The organism is Prauserella cavernicola (assembly GCF_016595675.1).
GTDB classification, from domain to species: domain Bacteria; phylum Actinomycetota; class Actinomycetes; order Mycobacteriales; family Pseudonocardiaceae; genus Prauserella_A; species Prauserella_A cavernicola.
The window spans coordinates 1015404-1032441 of record NZ_JAENJH010000001.1; the positions used below are offsets into that span (position 1 = coordinate 1015404).

Genomic DNA, 17038 nt, shown 5'->3' on the forward strand with positions numbered 1-17038 from the left:
GCGCGCGTCAGGCCAGCCAGCCGAAGGAGTCGCGGGTGTCCGGGGTGGTCGGCTTGTACTCCGCGCCGACGCGGCCGGAGTAGCCCGCCTCGCGCAGGGCGTCCAGGCACTCGTCCAGCGGCAGGGTGCCGCTGCCCGGCTCGCCGCGGCCGGGGTCGTCGGCGACTTGCACGTGCCCGATCCGGTCCACGTGAGCCGTCGCCGCGGCGACGAGGTCCTCTCCGTTGTGCCCCAGGTGGAAGGTGTCGAACAGCAGAGACACACCCTCGGTGTCCATCAGGTCGAGCACGGCCAGCGCCTCGGCGACCGTCGTGATCGGATAGTCACCGTTGAGACCCCGGGCCAGCGGCTCCAGCAGCACGGTGCCGCCGAACGCCGACACCGCGGCCGTGGCCTCACGGAAGACGCCTGCCGCGACCTCGGCCGCCTGCTCCGCGGACTGTCCCGGCGCGAGCTGACCGTAGAGCAGGTTGAAGTGCCTGCATCCCGTGCGCTCGGCCACCTCGCCCACCAGCTCGATGTTGGCCCGCAGTTCGTCGTGCCGCTCGGCGTGGATCGCCATCCCGCGTTGTCCGGCCGGCATGTCACCGGCCCAGAAGTTGAGCCCGGTCAGCCGCAGGCCCGCGCCGTCGAGTGCCGCGAGCACCGCGTCCAGCCCGGCACGCGGTGGCACTCCGACGGGAAACGGCCACCACGACTCCACGGCGTCGAAGCCCGCGTCGCGCGCGGCGGCGAACCGGTCGAGGTAGTCCAGCTCGGGGAACAGGATCGAGACGTTGGCGCTGACGTCCAGTCCGTGATGACGCACCCGGTGCTCCTTCAGCCGTTGACGGCGATGCCGTTGAGGGCCGCGGCGAGTCCGTAGAGCGCGGAGTGGTCGAGCGCACCGTCGCCGCGCGCCTTCACCGACGCGACCAGCGTCGACAGCAGACTGGTCGCGGGCAGCGCCAGTCCCTGCTCGCGCACGGCCTGCGTCACGATGCCGAGATCCTTGTCGTGCAGGTCGATCCGGAAGCCCGGCGTGAAGTCGCCCTCGAGCATGTTCGCGCGTTTGCGTTGCAGCACCGTGCTTCCGGCGAGTCCGCCGCCGAGCACGTCCAGTGCCGCGGGCAGGTCCGCGCCGTGCGCGCGCAGGAACACGAGCGCCTCGGCGAGCATCTGCAGGTGACCGGCGACCATGAGCTGGTTCGCCGCCTTGACCACCTGGCCCGCACCGGCTTCGCCGACGTGCACGATCGTGGCGCCGACGACGTCGAGCAACGGCCGCACGGTCGCGAGGGTGTCGGCGTCGCCACCGACCATGATGGACAGTGCTCCCTCGACCGCGCCCGCCTCGCCGCCGCTGACCGGAGCATCCAGGCAGCCGACGCCGGCCTCCGCGGCAGCCGCGTGCACCCGCAGCGACTCGGCGGGGCTGATCGTGCTGTGGTCGACCAGGACGGCGCCCGGCTCCATCGCGGCGAGCACGCCGTCCTCGCCGTCGATCGCGTCGAGCACGGCGGCGCCGTCCGTCAGCACGGTGAACACGACCTCGGCTCCGGCACAGGCGTCGCGCACCGAGTCGACGACGGTGCCGCCGGTGTCCTCGGCCCTGGCCCGGGACTCCGCGGATCGCCCGTACACGCGGACCTCGTGCCCGGCCCTGACGAGGTTGGCCGCCATCGGCCGGCCCATCACACCCGGACCCACGAACCCGATCACCGTCATCCCCGAGACCTCCAGCTCATCGACATCATCGACACCGTCGTGGCAGGCGAGTTTACAGAGGCGAGCGCGGCCGGCCCCGGCCAAGGACCGGCCGCGCGGGTGCTACCGGCTCACCGCGCCGGCGATCGCCGTCAGCCCGGTCAGCGCGGACGGCAGCGGGTCCCGGTGCAGGACGCCGAGCCGCTGCGTGGCACGGGTGAGCGCGACGTAGAGCTCCGCCGCGCCACGCGGGCCGTCGGCGAGGATGCGCTCCGGGTCCACCACCAGGACGGCGTCGAACTCCAGCCCCTTCGTCTCCGAGGCGGGCACCGCGCCGGGCACGTCGCGCGGCCCGATCACGACGCTGGTTCCCTCGCGGCCGGCCTCCTCGCGCGTGAACTCCGCGATCGCCGTGGTCAGCTCACCGTCGGTGACGGCCCTCGACCACGGCTGGACACCGCACGAGCGCACCGACTCGGGCGGCCGGACCCCGGGTGCGAACTCAGCGAGCAGCGAGGCCGCGACGGCCATGATCTCGGCCGGAGTGCGGTAGTTCACGGTCAGCGACCGGTACTCCCACCGGCCCGGCACGTACCGCTCCAGCATCGAGCCCCACGACCTCGCCCCGGCCTCCGACCGGCGCTGCGCGAGATCACCGACCACGGTGAACGACCGGTTCGGGCACCGCCGCATCAGCACTCGCCAGTCCATTTCGGACAGCTCCTGCGCCTCGTCGACGACGACGTGCCGGTAGGTCCAGTCCCGGTCCGCCGCGGCGCGTTCGACGAGCTCGCGAGTGTCCTGCTCGACGAACCGGTCGGCCAGGTCCTTGGCGAAGAGCAGGTTCTCCGCCGCCAGCCCGATGTCCTCGTCCTGCTCCTCGCGGTCGAGCGCCATGATGTCCATCACGCCCTCGGCGTACTCGGCCTCCGCCTGCCGCTCCCGCTCGGCCGCCCGGTCCACCGCCTGCTCGGCGGCCTTGTCGCGGCCAAGCAGGTCGACCAGCTCGTCGAGCAGCGGCACGTCCGAGACCGTCCACGCGTCGCCGTCGGCACGCCAGAGTGCCTCGTCGGCCCCCGCGGCGCGCAGTCGTTCGCGCGACTCGTACAGCGGGCCCAGCAGGCTTTCCGGCGTGAGGATCGGCCACAGCCGCTCGAGCGTGGCCGCGAACAGCTCGTCCTCTGCGAGCTGTGCGAGGAGGTCGCCGCGCAGGTCCTCCCAGGCCTCCCGGTCGTCGCGGGTCAGCCAGTCCCTGCCGATCCGGCCGATGGCCCGCTCCGTGAGCACGTAGGTGACGATCTCGGTGAACACCGCGCGCGCCTCGTTGTGGGGCAGTCCGCTGGAGCGCGCCTCCTCCCGCGCCCACTCCGCGGTCGCGGCGTCGATGCGCACCGTGACGTCGCCCAGTTCGATCGGCACCGGCTCCTCCGGCAGCCGCTGCCGGTCCGCGATCGCCGCCGCGAGCACGTCCAGCATCGCCAGCGACCCCTTGAGCCACGCCGCCCGCGGGCCGTCGTCGGCCGTGACCCGCAGCCCCGGCACGAGATCGCCGGGGGTCATGAACACGACGTCGGACTCCCCCAGCGACGGCAGCACCTGACCGATGTGGTGCAGGAACGCCGGGTTGGGCCCGACCACGAGCACGCCGTGGCGTTCCATCCGCTCCCGCTGGGTGTAGAGCAGGTAGGCGACGCGGTGCAGTGCCACCACGGTCTTGCCGGTGCCGGGGCCGCCCTCGATCACGACCACGCCCGCGTGGTCGAGCCGGATGATCTCGTCCTGCTCGGCCTGGATCGTCGCCACGATGTCGCGCATCCCCTCCCCTCGCGGCGCGTTGACCGCCGCGAGCAGGGCCGCGTCGCCGTGTTCGTCGCCGCCGAGCCTGCCGAACACCTCGTCGGTGAAGTCGGCGAGATGCCTCCCCCTCGTGTGGAACTGCCTGCGTCTGCGCATGTCCTCCGGGCTCACCGCGGTGGCGACGTAGAACGCGCGCGACGCGGGCGCCCGCCAGTCGAGCAGCAGGGGTTCGTAGTCGTCGTCCTCGTCGAAGAGCCCGATCCGGCCGATGTAGCGCCGTTCGCCCGAATCGGTGTCCAGCCGGCCGAAACACAATCCGTTGTCCACGACGTCCAGCCGCCGCATCTGCCTGGCCAGCGCACGCACTTCCACGTCGCGTTCCATGGCCAAGGTCCCATTCGCCCCCAAAGCCGCCTCGTACTCCCCTTTCGTCCGCGCCCGCTCGGCGTCCAGCCGCGCGTAGAGCCCCGCCACGTAGCTCCGTTCGGACCGCAGTTCCTCGTCGTACCCCTGAGTTGACACTCGCCCCTCCGTGCCGCTAAACTGAGACCAAGTTCGGCGGGTTTTCCTTTGTTTCCAGGAAGACACGCCGATTTTTTATTGTCCCCCTCATGTCAAGTCGGCCCCTTCTCGGCGCGACGGATCGCTCCTCTTCGGACACCCGCCCACAACGGCGCGAGGAGACCGAGCGCGCCGGCGCCGACGCGGGCAGACTCGAACACGGCCGTCGTGCTCGACGACCGAATCCGGACACGGAGGAGAACACCCATGGCCGACACCTCGGATTTCAACCAGCGGATCATCGCCGAGTTCCGGGAGAACCACGGCAAGGTCGGCGGGCCGTTCGAGGGCGCACCCCTGCTGTTGCTGCATTCCACCGGCGCGCGTAGTGGAGCGCCGCGGGTGAACCCGATGATGTATCTGCGTGACGGCGAGCGCTATCTCGTCTTCGCGTCCAAGGCGGGCTCCGACCACAACCCCGACTGGTTCTGGAACCTGCGCGCCCATCCCGACGCTCGCATCGAGCTGGGTGATCGCACCCTCGACGTGCACGCCGTGGAACTGACGGGAGCCGAGCGGGACGAGAAGTACCGCACCCAGGCCGGGCTGTACCCCGGCTTCGCCGACTACGAGCGCAAGACCGAGCGCGTTATCCCGGTCGTCGCACTCGTCCCGGCCTGGTAGTCGACCGGCCACTCGGCTCGACGGTCGGCATCCTCACGCACCCGGCAGCACGAACACCAGGCACGTCGTGACAGGGGCCACCACGATGAGTGAGAAACCCCAGGCCAGCAGCTGCCGGAACACGCGGTCGCGTTGTGACTCCGGGGAGTTGGCGACCACGAGCGCGCCGGTCGACGACAACGGGCTGGCGTCCACCACGAGCGACGAGATGGCCAGCGCCGTGATCAGCGCCGTCGCGCTCAGCGTGCTGTCGCCGAGCAGCGGCACCGCCAGCGGAATGAGCGCGCCCAGCATCCCGATCGTCGAGGCGAAGGCCGAGCCGAGCGCCCCGATCCCGCAGATGATCAGCGCCGCCACGATCGGCACCCCGACGGCGGCGACTCCGCGGCCGAGATACTCGAGCGTGCCGAGCGACTGCAACAGCTCGACGTAGGTCAGCGTGCCGCAGACCAGCAGCACCGTCGGCCACGCGACCTGCGGCACCGCGCGCCTGCCCGCCGCCGGACTGGCGATCGACAGGGCCACGGCCACCGTCATGGCGAGCACGCCGATGTTCACCTCGAACGCGAGTGCCCCGACGGCGAGTACGACCAGCCCGGCCAGTGTCGCCAGCCGGTGCCCGTTCAACCGGCTCCCGGCTACGGCGGGAGCCGTGGTGGCGCCGGGCCCGGAGGTGCGCACCACCGCGGGCTCCCGAGCCGAGGTCCGCACACCGGCGAGCCGCGATCCTCCGAAGAGGACGAACCCCACGGCGCCGAGCAGCACGTTGAACACCGCCGACCCCGCGAACAGCAGGCCAGGGTCGATCGAAAGGCCGTTGCGCTCGACGACGGCGTTGCTCAGGCTCCCGAGCACGCTGCTCGGCGCCAGCCCGCCCGCGGCGCCGCCGTTGACGACCATGAGTCCCATCAGCAACGGGTTGATGTCGTAGCGGCGCGCGAACTCCAGCGCCACCGGTGCGAGCACGGCGATCACGGCGACCAACGGGGCTCCCGCCATCGCCAGCAGCCCGGTGACCACGAACATCACCCACGGGACGAGCACGAGCCGCCCGCGTACCAGCCGCACACCCGCTGACGTGAGCCACGTGATCGTGCCGTTGTCGCGGGCGATGGCGAACAGGTACGTGACGCCGACCAGGGTGAGGAACAGCTCGGCGGGGAATCCGTCGCTGATCACCCGCTCCACCGGTACGCCGGCGACGAGCGAGCCGACCACGAACGCGGCGACGAACGCCACGGCACCCATGTTGACATCGAGCAGTGTGGTGGTAGCGAAGACCACCAGCAGGCCGATCAGCGCGACGAGTTCGACGGGCATCGCTCAGCCCTCCCCGCGCTCGGCCGCGCGCTCAATGGACTGTGGGGATCTCCGTCGCGCCGAGTTCGCGAACCTCTCTGCCGGTGCTTCTGCGGAACCTCGTCGTACCGCGGCCATCCGATCCTCCCTCGTGGTAAGAGGTCGTACCACTGAGGTTGTACAGTGCGAGGTCGGCGGTGACAAGACTCAGCCAGCCCGCGCCACCGCCCACGGGAGTGCCGACGTGCGCGGACCGCACGGAAAAAGAATCCGAAGTCCTTTGTGGATTGAGGAGCCCCGAGGCGGTCAGCCCTGTTCGGGCTCCGCCCGGCGCTGGTCCTCGTGCAGCCTGGCCATCGCCGCCTTGCGAGCACCGTTGATGTGGGTCTTCACGGCACGCCTGGCCGCGGCCGGATCTCCCCCGAGCACCGCGTCGAGGATGCGCCGGTGATCGTCCCTCGACCTCTCGAGCCTGCCCGGCACGCGCAGCGTGGTCTCCATACCGCGCGACAGGATCTCCTGAAGCACCGTGAGGGTCCGCGTCATGAACCGGTTGCCCGCCGCCTCGACGATGCGCATGTGGAACGCGGCGTCGAGCTCCTGCAGCGTGTTCCAGTCGACCGGGTCCTCGCGGGTCGCGGCGTCGAGCTGTTCGTAGGCCCGCAGCACCGCGGCGAGCTTGTCCTTGTCGCCGTTGCTCGCCGCCCACCCGGCCGCTGGCAGCTCCAGCACCTCGCGCATGTCGAAGAGCTCAACGAGACTCATCTCCTCGGTGACCATCGCCTCGCGCAGAGTGCGAGTGGTCGCGGGGTCGGCCACGAACACACCGGAGCCGTGCCGCACCTCGACGTGACCCTGCGCCTTGAGTGAGCGCAGGGCCTCGCGCAGCGACGGCCTGCTCACCCCGAGCAACGCGGCCAGCTCGCGTTCGGGTGGCAGCCGGTCGCCGGGACGCAGCCGCTCACCGGCGATGACCTCGAGGATCTGGCCGGAGATCCGGTCCGACACCATTCCTCGTTCCAGCCGCGTCCACATCTGCGCGTCAGCACTCACGAACACTCCCAGTCACTCGCCTTTGGTAAGACCACTTTACCTCTGTCTCGATCAGGACGCGACGCACCCCTTGCCCACCGCCGATTCGCGGGCTACGGTCGTCCGCGTCCAGTGGTAAGACCTCTAGCCAAGGGAGCGACATGGCGAAGGCAAGCGGACCTCCGGGCTATCTCGCCCATCACGACGGAGACCTGGTGGCGGTCGCGGTGCGCGACCTGGAGCCCGGCCCCGTCGAGGGCGGATACCTGCGCGGACCGGAGAACGTGACCATCGAGTTGCTCGAAGCGGTCCCCCTCGGGCACAAACTGGCGCTGGTCGACATCACCGAGGGCCAGGACGTCATCGAGTACGGACAGCGGGTCGGCATCGCGACCGCAGACATCGCCAAGGGCGGCTACGTCCATGTGCACAACGTGAGGAGCGCGCGGTGGCAGAACAGCGTGGCCTGACCGGATTCCGCCGGGAGAACGGCGCGGTCGGCATCCGTAACCACACCATCATCCTTCCCGTCGACGACCTGTCGAACGCCGCGGCGGAGGCGGTCGCGGCCGTGGTGCCGGGCACCCTCGCGCTGCCGCACGCCTACGGGCGGCTGCAGTTCGGACCCGACCTCGACCTCACCTTCCGGACGCTGATCGGCACCGGATGCAATCCGAACGTCGCCTCCGTGGTGGTGATCGGGATCGAGCCGAACTGGACCGAGAAGGTCGCCGACGGTATCGCCAAGACCGGTAAGAAGGTCCGTGCGTTCTCCATCGAGCGACACGGCGACCTGCGCACCGTCGAGGCCGCCGCGCGTGTGGCGGCGGAGTTTCTGCGCGACGACTCCGAGAAGCGGCGCGAAGCGGTGCGGCGCGACGAGGTCATGCTCTCGATCAAGTGCGGCGAGTCCGACACCACCAGCGGGCTTGGTTCGTGCCCGACCACGTCCGAGGCCGTCGACCGCTGGGTGGATGCGGGCGGCACCGTGCTGTTCGGCGAGACCAGCGAGCTCACCGGCGGCGAGCAGCTGATCGCCCAGCGCTGCGTCGACGAGTCGGTGCGCGCACGGTTCCAGGAGATCTACGACAACTACATCGAGATGATCGAGCGCACCGGGGCCAACCTGCTCGGGTCGCAGCCGACGCAGGGCAACATCCGCGGCGGCCTCTCGACCATCGAGGAGAAGGCGATGGGCAACATCGCCAAGACCGGCAGCAAGCCGGTGGTCGGCGCGCTCGACTCCGCCGAGGCGCCCGCCTCCGGCCCCGGGTTGTACTTCATGGACACCTCCTCGGCCGCGGCGGAGTGCGTCACACTGATGGCCGCGGCGGGCGCGGTGGTCCACCTGTTCCCCACCGGGCAGGGCAACGTGATCGGCAATCCCATCGAGCCCGTGGTCAAGCTCAGCGCCAACCCGCTGACCACAGAGACGATGTCCGAGCACATCGACCTGGACTGCTCGGGGCTGCTGCGCCAGGAGTACGACCTCACCACGGCGGGTGACCAGCTGATGGAGGTCATCGACCGCACGGTCAACGGCAGGCTCACGTGCGCCGAGTCGCTCGGCCACCGCGAGTTCGTGCTCACCAGGCTCTACCCCAGCGCCTGAGAATCCCCGCGGTCGCCGGGCCCACCCGGCCCGGCGACCCGGAATCCGTCTCGAGAGGACAGACGATGTCGCAGATGGCGACGACACTCATCGCCGGTGACTGGCACCGGGCCGGCGAGCCGCGCGAGATCCGCAACCCCGTCGACGGCTCCGTGGTGGGCCACGTCGACTACGCGGGCGCCGAACAGGCACGCGCGGCGGCGGACGCGGCGGCCACGGCGTTCGGTGCGTGGTCGCACACGCCCGCCCGCGCCCGCGCCGACGTGCTGCTGGGGGCCGCCGAGCTGATCTCGCAGCGGGCCGAGCGCATCGGCACGCTGCTGGCCGCCGAGGCGGGCAAGCGCGCCCCCGAGGGCGTCGGGGAGCTGCGCTTCTCCGCCGAGTACTTCCGCTGGTTCGCCGAACAGTGCCGCCGCCCCAGCGGCGAGGTGCGCCCGCACGAGGCGCCAGGCCGCAGGCACCTCACCATCCGCAGACCCGCGGGTGTGGTCGCGAGCCTGACCCCGTGGAACTTCCCGTGCTCGATCCAGGCGCGCAAGCTGGCTCCCGCGCTGGCCGCGGGCTGCACCGTGGTGGCGCGGGTCTCGGAGAAGGCGCCGCTCGCCGCCACCGAACTGGTGCGCTGCCTCACCGACGCGGGCCTGCCGCCCGGCGCGGTCAACCTGGTACACGGTCCCGCCGCCGCGATCACCGACGCCTACCTCGACCACCCCGCCGTGCGGGTCGTGTCGTTCACCGGCTCCACCGAGGTCGGCCGCTCGATCATGGCGAAGGCCTCCACGCGGGTCGTGCGGCCGCTGCTGGAACTCGGCGGCAACGCGCCCTTCATCGTCTTCGGTGACGCCGACCTCGACGCCGCGGTGGAGGGCGCAGTGCTCGCCAAGTTCCGCAACACGGGGCAGTCGTGCATCGGCGCCAACCGCTTCTACGTGCACACCGAGGTCGCGCAGGAGTTCACCAGCCGCTTCGCCGAGGCCGTCGACGCGATGTCGATCGGCGACGGGCTCGCCGACCCCGTGCCGGATCTGGGTCCCTGCATCGACGACACGCGTGTGGCCGCGGTCGACCGCATGGTCGAGGAGGCGCTCGCCGCGGGAGCCAAGCGGGTGACGAAGGAGCGCGTGCCGCCGTCGGGTTCCTTCGCCGCGCCGGCGCTGCTGGTGGACGTGCCCCGCCACACCGCGCTCGCCCGCGACGAGGTCTTCGGCCCCGCGGCCGCGATCTTCACCTTCCGCGACGAGGACGAGGTGGTGGCCGAGGCCAACGCCACCGAGATGGGCCTTGCCGCCTACTGCTACACGCGCGACTCGTCCCGCACGTGGCGGATGGCCGAGCAGCTCGACGCCGGGATCCTCGGCATCAACAACGCGCTGCCCAGCGTCGCGTTCGCCCCGATGGGCGGCAGCAAGCAGTCGGGACTCGGCAGGGAGGGAGCCGAGCTGGGACTCGAAGAGTTCGAAGAGACCCGCTACATCTCGCTCGGGATCTGACCCGGGTACCTCCACCGTCTCCGGTGCCGTCGCCGCCACCGCACGAGAGGACCGCCGACATGGCAGAGCAGCCGGACACCCGGCCCGTCATCCGCTCACCCCAGGACGTCAACGACCTGATCAACTCGGGACGAGCGAAAGGAGGAAAGTCCGGCGCTATCACGTTCATCGCGCTCGGCGGCATCTTCATCGACGCCTACGACTTCTCCTCGATCGCGTTCGGACTCAAGGACATCACCGAGAGCTTCCAGCTCACGGCATTCCAGGAAGGTGCGGTCGCCGCCTCGATCATGATCGGGGCGCTGCTGGGCGCACTGGTCGGCGGTTACCTCGTCGACCGGCTCGGCCGCTACAAGCTGTTCATGGCCGACATGCTCTTCTTCGTGGTCGCCGCGATCGCGTGCGCGGTGGCACCGAACTTCGAGACGCTCACCGGAGCCAGACTGCTGATGGGCATCGGCATCGGCATCGACTTCCCGGTGGCGCTCGCGTTCATCGCGGAGTTCAACGCCCTGCGCGGCAAGGGAAGCAAGGTATCGCTGTGGCAGCCGATGTGGTATCTCGCCACCGGTTCGGCGTTCCTCGTGCTGCTGCCGCTGTACTTCCTCATCCCCGACGACGGGCACGAGCACCTGTGGCGCTGGGCCGTCGGCTTCGGGGCGGTGCCCGCGCTGGTCGTGATGCTGGTGCGGCACAAATACATGGACGAGTCGCCGAGCTGGGCCGCGAGCCAGGGCGACCTGCACCGGGCCGCGGGGATCCTGCACCGCTCCTACGGCATCGAGGTGCGCGTGGAGCAACCACCGGAGCAGACCGTGAAGGAACGCCGTGGCGCCGGCGACATCATCGCCGAGTTCGCCCGGTTGTTCAGCCCCCGCTACCGGGCCCGCACGATACTGGCCGCGACGGTCAGTTTCTGCCAGTCGATCCAGTACTACGCGGTGGGGTTCGCGCTGCCGGTGATCATTTCCGGGTTCCTGCACCAGGACCGGCTCACCTCGATTCTCGGCCCACTGGTGTTCAACCTCGTCTTCGGTGTGCTCGGCGGACTGCTGGGCGTGCGGCTGGCCAACCGGCTCGGCTCGTGGAAGCTCTCGGCCAGCGGGTTCGCGATCTGCCTTGCGGCGCTGACCGGGCTCGGCCTGCTCGGCTCGCCGGAGGGAACGTGGCCGCTCGCGCTGTCCGGACTGCTGCTCGGCGCGTTCGTCTTCTTCCACTCCTACGGGCCCGGCGCGCAGGGGATGACGATGGCGACGCTGAGCTATCCGACGTCGTTGCGCGGGGTCGGCGGCGGCTTCGGCCAGGCCGTGCTGCGCATCGGCTCGATGCTGTCGCTGCTGTGGTTCCCCACGCTCAGCGCGTCACTGGGCACCGGGGTGTACTTCGTGGTCGCTGTGGCGCCCGTGCTCGGGCTCATCGTGCTGGCGCTCATCCGGTGGGAGCCCGTTGGAGTCGACGTCGATGCCGAGGAAGCAGCCGACCAGGCCGCCGCTTCCACGCAGAACCACTTGATCGGCAAGGAGAAGTGATGGTCAGCAAAATCGGTTTCATCGGCGCGGGAAACATGGGAGGCGCCGTCGCCCGCAGGCTCGCGGGCGGTGGTCACGACGTGCACGTGTACGACCTCTCCCCCGCCGCCGTGCAGTCGTGCGAGCAGGCCGGGGCGGTGGCCGCCGGATCGGCCTCGGCGGCGGTGCACGACGCCGACGTGGTGTTCACGAGCCTGCCGATGCCCGAGCACGTGCTCGCGACGTGGACCCGGCTCGCGCCCGAGCTGGCGGAAGGGGCGATCGCCGTCGACGTGTCCACGATCGATCCCGGCACCGTGGAGCTGGCGACCGCCGCCGTCGGCGAGCACGGCCACCCGTTCGTCACGTGCGCACTCGGCAAGACACCCGCCGCGGCGGAGCGGGGCGAGATCCCGTTGTTCGTCGGCGGTCCCGGCGACGCGGTGTCGGCGCTGCGGCCGCTGTTCGAGCGCATCGGCGAGGCCACCCACCGGTTCGAGAGCGCGGGCGCCGCCGCGATGTTCAAGCTGATCTCCAACCTGGTGGGCATGACCAACGTCGCGGTGCTGGCCGAGGGCTACGTGCTCGCCAGGGCCGCGGGGATCACGCCCGAGCAGTTCGGCGCCGCGCTCGCCGACACCGGGGCCGCCTCGTTCCAGTCGCAGGTGCGACTGCCGTGGCTGATGGCGGGCGACTACGAGGCCCGCTTCGGTGTGGAACTGGCCGCGAAGGACGTGCGGCTCGCTCTCGACGCCGGCGCACGGCAGGGCATCCCCTCTCCCGTTGCGGCGCAGGGGCTCGCGCAGCTGCTGTCGGCCGTCGCCCACGGCTACGGAGGGCAGGACGCGGTGGCCGTGGCGAAGGTGCTCGACCCGGACGGCAAGCTGCTGGGGACCACCGATGACTGAGCGGATCGACATCCTGGTGAGCGAGGACGTCTGGGGCGCCGCGTTCGAACAGCTGACCACGCGCTACCAGGTGGTGCGCGAACCCGGGCTGTGGCAGGACCCCGAGCGGCTGGCCGGTCAGGTCCGGCGCAGCAGGGCGCTGGTGGTCCGCAACCGGACGCGGGTGGACCGGGCGCTGCTGACCGCGGGCGAGCGGCTGACGGTCGTCGCGAGGGCGGGTGTGGGCCTGGACAACATCGACCTGCCCGCCGCCGACGAGGCGGGCGTGGTGGTGACGGCTCCGTTGGGCGCCAACGCGGTCAGCGTGGCCGAACACACGCTCGGCCTCGCGCTGACGCTCGCGCGGGGCACCGTGCGGCTCGACGCCGACTGTCGCGCGGGCGGCTGGCGGCGCGCGCCCGGCCGTGAGCTGCGTGGCGGCACCTGGGGACTGCTCGGCTGCGGCGCCACCGCGCGGGCCTGCGGGGAGCTGGCCGCCGCTCTGGGCATGCGGGTGCTCGCCCACGACCCGTACCTCGACCCGGCGCACCCGGCACTGGCCACCGCGCGGATCGAACTGGCGCCGCTGGAGCGGGTGGTGGCCGAGGCCGACGTGCTCTCGTGCCACCTGCCCGCCACCGCGGACACCACGGGACTGGTGAACGCGGACCTGCTGGCGCGGATGCGGCCCTCGGCGCTGTTCGTCAACGCCGGGCGCGGCGAAGTGGTGGACGAGGACGCGCTCGCCGACGCGCTGGAGGCCGGAACCCTCGGCGGCGCGGCGCTCGACGTGCGCGCGAGCGAACCACCGAGGCCCGGCAGGCTGGAGAAACTGGACAACGTGGTGCTCACCCCGCACATAGCGGGTATCACGGCGCAGAGCCAGGCGCTGATCGCCCGCACCCTCGCCGACGACCTCGACGCGGTGCTCAGCGGTGGGCGGGCGAGTTCCTCGGTGGGCACGGCGAAGGAGGCACGGTCGTGACGGAGACGGTGGAGTCGGCGGAGACACTCGCGAGCGCATTGCTCACCGCGGCGGGCATGGAACCGGCCAGGGCGCGCACGAGCGCGCGCTGCATCGTGATGGCCGACGTGTGGGGCATCGGCTCACACGGGCTGATGCGGCTGCCCTACTACCTGCAGCGGATGGTGGCGGGCGGCTACCCGGCCGACGCGGAGCTGCGGGTCGTCGACGACACCGGCCCGGTCGTGTCGGCCACCGGTGGCGGCGGGCTCGGGCACTGGCAGCTCTGGCAGTCGGCCGAGCTCGCCGCACAACGCTGCGGGCAATACGGGATCGGTGCCGTGTCGGTGGCCGACTCGGGGCACTGCGGCGCGCTCGGTCTCTATACGGTGCCGGGACTGCGGCACGGCCTGCTGACACTCGCGTTCTCCAACGGGCCCGCCGTGATGCCGCCGTGGGGCGGCGCGAAACCACTGCTGTCCACCTCGCCGCTGGCCGCGGGGATCCCGACCCGGCCACGTCCTGCGATCGTCGACATGGCCACCAGCGCGGTGGCGCGCGGCAAGATCGCCGCGCACGCCCGTAGCGGAACCCGCCTGCCCGAGGGCTGGGCGCTCGCGGCCGACGGCACGCCGACGATCGATCCGCAGGAGGCGCTGTACGGAATGCTGGCACCGCTGGGCGGGGCGAAGGGCTTCGCGCTCGCGCTGCTGGTGGAGTCGATCGCGGGCGGGCTGGCCGGGCCCAACCTCGCGGCGGACGTGCCGGACATGTTCACCGAGTCGGACGCACCGAGCCCGCAACGCATCGGGCACGTGCTGCTCACCCTCGACCCGGCACGCTTCACCGGCGACGGCGACGCGGCGGCCAGGCGTCTCGACCGGCTGGCGGCCTCGGTCGAGGACGCGGGCGGCAGGCTCCCCGGCCGCGACCGGGTGCTGCCCGACGACGTCGACCCTGGCGTCGCGCTGGCGATCGACGACAAGACCGTGCGGGAGCTGCGGGAGTGGGCGGACCGGCTGGGCGTGGGCTGAGGGCCTCAGCCGGGTGCCGGGAACCGGCCCGAGCGCACCGCGCCCACGACGCCGCCGTCCACGAGCAGGTCCGTGCCGGTGACGAACGCGGCACCGGGGCCGAGCAGGAACCCGGCGGCCGCGGCGACGTCGTCGGGCGTGCCCACGCGCCCGGTGCCCGAGGCGCCGATCATCGTCCGCATGACCGAGCCGGTCTCACTGGCGAGTTCCTGCCTGCCCATCGGGGTGGCGATGACACCGGGGCTGAGCGAGTTGACCCGCGCGCCGCGCGCACCCCAGGCCGTGGCCGCCGAGCGCACCAGGACTTGGTCGGCGCGCTTGGCCTGCGCGTACGCGGTGGCGGGATCGCGCGGAGCCACGAACGGCAGCGAGAGCAGCTCGTCGACGGGAGTCGCGGCGAGCGTGCGCTCCTGCTCGGGTGTGAACGGCGACGCCAGCTGCCCCGCCATGCTGGCGATCACCACGCCCGCGCCGCCCTCGGCGATCACCCCGCCGAACTCCTCCAGCACAAGGGCGACCCCGAGCAGGTCCACCCGCAGGATCGCCTCGGCGGAAGCCTGCGCAGGGGAAAGTCCCGCGGTGTGGGCGACCTGCTCGACCGGCCCCAGCTCCGCCGCGGCGCGGGCCAGCGCGGCCACGGACTCGCGGGAGGAGACGTCCACCCGACGCGCCGTGACTTCGTGGCCGTCGGCGCGCAGGGTCTCGGCGGCCGCGTCGAGCGTGCGCTCGTCGAAGTCGGCCAGCAGCAGGGACCGGCCGGGACCCTGTCTGCGCGCGATCGCGCGTCCGATGCCGCCTACACCGAGGACGACCGCCACTGCTCTGCTCATGTCCCGCTCCCTGTTCGGCGGCCCCGCCCTGGAGACGGAGACCACGGTGGATGAACGTTTCCGGCGGCAGCGGACCGACGGCATAGACTGTGCCGATGCCCGTGCCCCGATCCCTCGACCGCCGCAGCCGCCGGTCGCGCGCGGCCCTGGAGTCCGCGCTGCTGGAGCTGATCGCCGAGCGCGATCTGACGCAGCTCGCGGTCTCCGACGTGACCGGACGCGCCGACGTGCACCGCTCGACGTTCTACGAGCACTACACCGATGTGCACGACCTGGCCGCGTCGGCGTGCACCTCGATGTTCGACGAGCTGCTGTCGGCGACCTCGCGACTGTCCACCGGCGACGGCACCGCGGACTCGGCGCGGGACTCGCTGACGACGGTGTTCGCCCACGTCGCCGAGCACCGGCGGCTGTACCGGTCGCTGCTGGGCCCCGACGGCAGTGCCCGCGTGCTCAACCACCTGCTGGAGCGCACCGCGGACTCCGTGCGCCACGGCATGGCCGAGTCGGGCGCGAAGTCCACATCGGACTCTTCGCCGGTGTCGGCGTTCCTGGCGGGAGCGCTGCTCGGCGTCATCATCGACTGGCTGCGGCGGGACTGTGGACAGGATCCGGAACGGCTTAGCGAAGCGGTGTGGCCGCACCTGATCGCCGCTACCGGGGCGACGCGGCGCTGACCCGCTCACCAGCGCTCCGGCACTTCCCGCAGATCCGGGCAGCAGGCCCTCGACACGGCGCAGCTCACCGGGCACCACGGCCGGTTCGAACAACGGCACCGCTTCTCCCCCCCCCACACATCGGACGATCGCGCGGCCGTCACCGGATGGCGGCCCATCCGGTGACGTCCTCGCTATCCTACAGATGTCGGAGAGACTCGAAGTGTCGCTGTGTTCCCGAAAGCACGCGAGGCCCCGGCTCCACCGGGGCCTCAGCCGATCGCGGCGCCGCCACAGACCTTCAGCACCTGGCCGGTGACGAACGCCGCGCCCGGCGAGGCCAGGTAGGCCACGGCCGCGCCGACCTCCTCCGGCTCGCCCATCCGCTGGATCACCTGGTCGTCGAGCGCGTAGGTGACCGACGTGGTCAGCGGGGTGGCGATCGGACCGGGAGCCACCGAGTTGCACGTGATCCCGTACGGGCCGACCTCCTTGGCCAGCCACTTGGTCAGCGCGATGACGCCGCCCTTGGACGCGGCGTAGGCGGGGCCCGACCGGCCAGCGCCCTCGCCGCCCGAGCGGGGGCCGCCCATGATCCCGGAGATCGAGCTGATGTTGATGATCCTGCCCTCGCCCCGGTCCTTCATGTGCGGATGCACGGCGGCGCGGCTGTAGAGGAACATGCCGTGCAGGTTGGTGTCGAGATCGCGGTGCCACTCGCCCTCGGTCAGTGCGTCCAGCCCGGCGCGACTCGCCGTGCCCGCGTTGTTCACCAGCACGTCGATCTTGCCGAACTCGGCGACGAGCTCGTCCACCGAGCGCCGGACCTCGTCCTCGTCGCGTACGTCGACCTTGCGGTAGGCGAAGCGCTGCGCCGGGAACTCCTCTCGCAGCTCGGCCACCGGGTCGACGTCGTCGGCGAGGTCCACCACCAGCACGTCGGCGCCCTGGCCCGCGAGGACCCTCGCGGTGGCCAGTCCGATACCCCTGGCGCCTCCGGTGACGAGTGCGACCTGTCCGGCGAGGTCGAACGGGTTCACGGCCATCTTCTCCCCTCC

At 71.6% G+C, this 17038-nt stretch carries 16 protein-coding genes; 9 read left to right on the top strand and 7 right to left on the bottom strand.

Annotation, left to right across the window (positions count from 1 at the left end; all coding sequences use genetic code 11):
* Positions 1-7 precede the first annotated feature (7 nt).
* The 3 genes from JHE00_RS04865 to helR form a co-directional block, all read right to left on the bottom strand.
* A complete protein-coding gene (locus JHE00_RS04865; protein ID WP_307831820.1) occupies positions 8-808 on the bottom strand; it encodes a hydroxypyruvate isomerase family protein in 801 nt (266 codons plus the stop codon).
* 11 nt (positions 809-819) lie between these two features.
* Positions 820-1707 carry an NAD(P)-dependent oxidoreductase gene (locus JHE00_RS04870; protein WP_200315131.1) on the bottom strand — a complete coding sequence of 296 codons (888 nt, stop codon included), beginning with the start codon at positions 1705-1707 and terminating at the stop codon, positions 820-822.
* Between the two features lie 102 nt (positions 1708-1809).
* Positions 1810-4005 (bottom strand): RNA polymerase recycling motor ATPase HelR, encoded by a 2196-nt coding sequence (gene helR / locus JHE00_RS04875; protein WP_200315133.1) that lies wholly within the window; start codon positions 4003-4005, stop codon positions 1810-1812.
* Between the two features lie 246 nt (positions 4006-4251).
* Between helR and JHE00_RS04880 the strand changes: the two genes are divergently transcribed.
* The gene (locus tag JHE00_RS04880) at positions 4252-4668 is read left to right on the top strand and encodes a nitroreductase family deazaflavin-dependent oxidoreductase (RefSeq protein WP_200315135.1); all 417 of its coding nucleotides are present in this window, start codon (positions 4252-4254) and stop codon (positions 4666-4668) included.
* Positions 4669-4701: 33 nt separating this feature from the next.
* Here the strand turns inward: JHE00_RS04880 and JHE00_RS04885 are convergent, their stop codons facing one another.
* Positions 4702-5988, bottom strand: coding sequence for an SLC13 family permease (locus tag JHE00_RS04885; protein ID WP_200315137.1), 1287 nt, complete (start codon positions 5986-5988; stop codon positions 4702-4704).
* Positions 5989-6273: 285 nt separating this feature from the next.
* A complete protein-coding gene (locus JHE00_RS04890) occupies positions 6274-7020 on the bottom strand; it encodes a FadR/GntR family transcriptional regulator (RefSeq protein ID WP_307831821.1) in 747 nt (248 codons plus the stop codon).
* Positions 7021-7160: 140 nt separating this feature from the next.
* Between JHE00_RS04890 and JHE00_RS04895 the strand changes: the two genes are divergently transcribed.
* From JHE00_RS04895 to JHE00_RS04925, 7 genes are all read left to right on the top strand, one after another.
* Positions 7161-7469 (top strand): UxaA family hydrolase, encoded by a 309-nt coding sequence (locus JHE00_RS04895; RefSeq protein ID WP_200315138.1) that lies wholly within the window; start codon positions 7161-7163, stop codon positions 7467-7469.
* A complete protein-coding gene (locus tag JHE00_RS04900; protein WP_200315139.1) occupies positions 7448-8611 on the top strand; it encodes a UxaA family hydrolase in 1164 nt (387 codons plus the stop codon). Before JHE00_RS04895 ends, JHE00_RS04900 begins: the two co-directional genes overlap by 22 nt.
* 74 nt (positions 8612-8685) lie before the next feature.
* Entirely contained in the window at positions 8686-10101 is a 1416-nt protein-coding gene (locus JHE00_RS04905) for an NAD-dependent succinate-semialdehyde dehydrogenase (protein ID WP_200315140.1), read from the top strand.
* A 59-nt stretch (positions 10102-10160) separates the two neighbouring features.
* Positions 10161-11630: an MFS transporter gene (locus JHE00_RS04910; RefSeq protein ID WP_200315141.1), complete on the top strand. Its 1470-nt coding sequence runs from the start codon at positions 10161-10163 to the stop codon at positions 11628-11630.
* A complete protein-coding gene (locus JHE00_RS04915; protein ID WP_200315142.1) occupies positions 11630-12517 on the top strand; it encodes an NAD(P)-dependent oxidoreductase in 888 nt (295 codons plus the stop codon). The genes JHE00_RS04910 and JHE00_RS04915 overlap by 1 nt, the downstream gene beginning before the upstream one ends.
* Positions 12510-13481: a hydroxyacid dehydrogenase gene (locus JHE00_RS04920; RefSeq protein WP_200315144.1), complete on the top strand. Its 972-nt coding sequence runs from the start codon at positions 12510-12512 to the stop codon at positions 13479-13481. Before JHE00_RS04915 ends, JHE00_RS04920 begins: the two co-directional genes overlap by 8 nt.
* Positions 13478-14494 (top strand): Ldh family oxidoreductase, encoded by a 1017-nt coding sequence (locus JHE00_RS04925; RefSeq protein WP_200315146.1) that lies wholly within the window; start codon positions 13478-13480, stop codon positions 14492-14494. Before JHE00_RS04920 ends, JHE00_RS04925 begins: the two co-directional genes overlap by 4 nt.
* Before the next feature lie 5 nt (positions 14495-14499).
* Here the strand turns inward: JHE00_RS04925 and JHE00_RS04930 are convergent, their stop codons facing one another.
* Complete coding sequence (locus tag JHE00_RS04930) at positions 14500-15324, bottom strand: SDR family oxidoreductase (RefSeq protein ID WP_200315148.1); 825 nt, start codon at positions 15322-15324, stop codon at positions 14500-14502.
* Between the two features lie 95 nt (positions 15325-15419).
* Here JHE00_RS04930 and JHE00_RS04935 point away from each other — a divergent pair, with 95 nt between their 5' ends.
* Positions 15420-16001 carry a TetR-like C-terminal domain-containing protein gene (locus JHE00_RS04935; protein WP_200315150.1) on the top strand — a complete coding sequence of 194 codons (582 nt, stop codon included), beginning with the start codon at positions 15420-15422 and terminating at the stop codon, positions 15999-16001.
* 251 nt (positions 16002-16252) lie between these two features.
* Here JHE00_RS04935 and JHE00_RS04940 read toward each other — a convergent pair whose 3' ends face one another.
* The gene (locus JHE00_RS04940; RefSeq protein WP_230422802.1) at positions 16253-17026 is read right to left on the bottom strand and encodes an SDR family NAD(P)-dependent oxidoreductase; all 774 of its coding nucleotides are present in this window, start codon (positions 17024-17026) and stop codon (positions 16253-16255) included.
* Positions 17027-17038 lie beyond the last annotated feature (12 nt).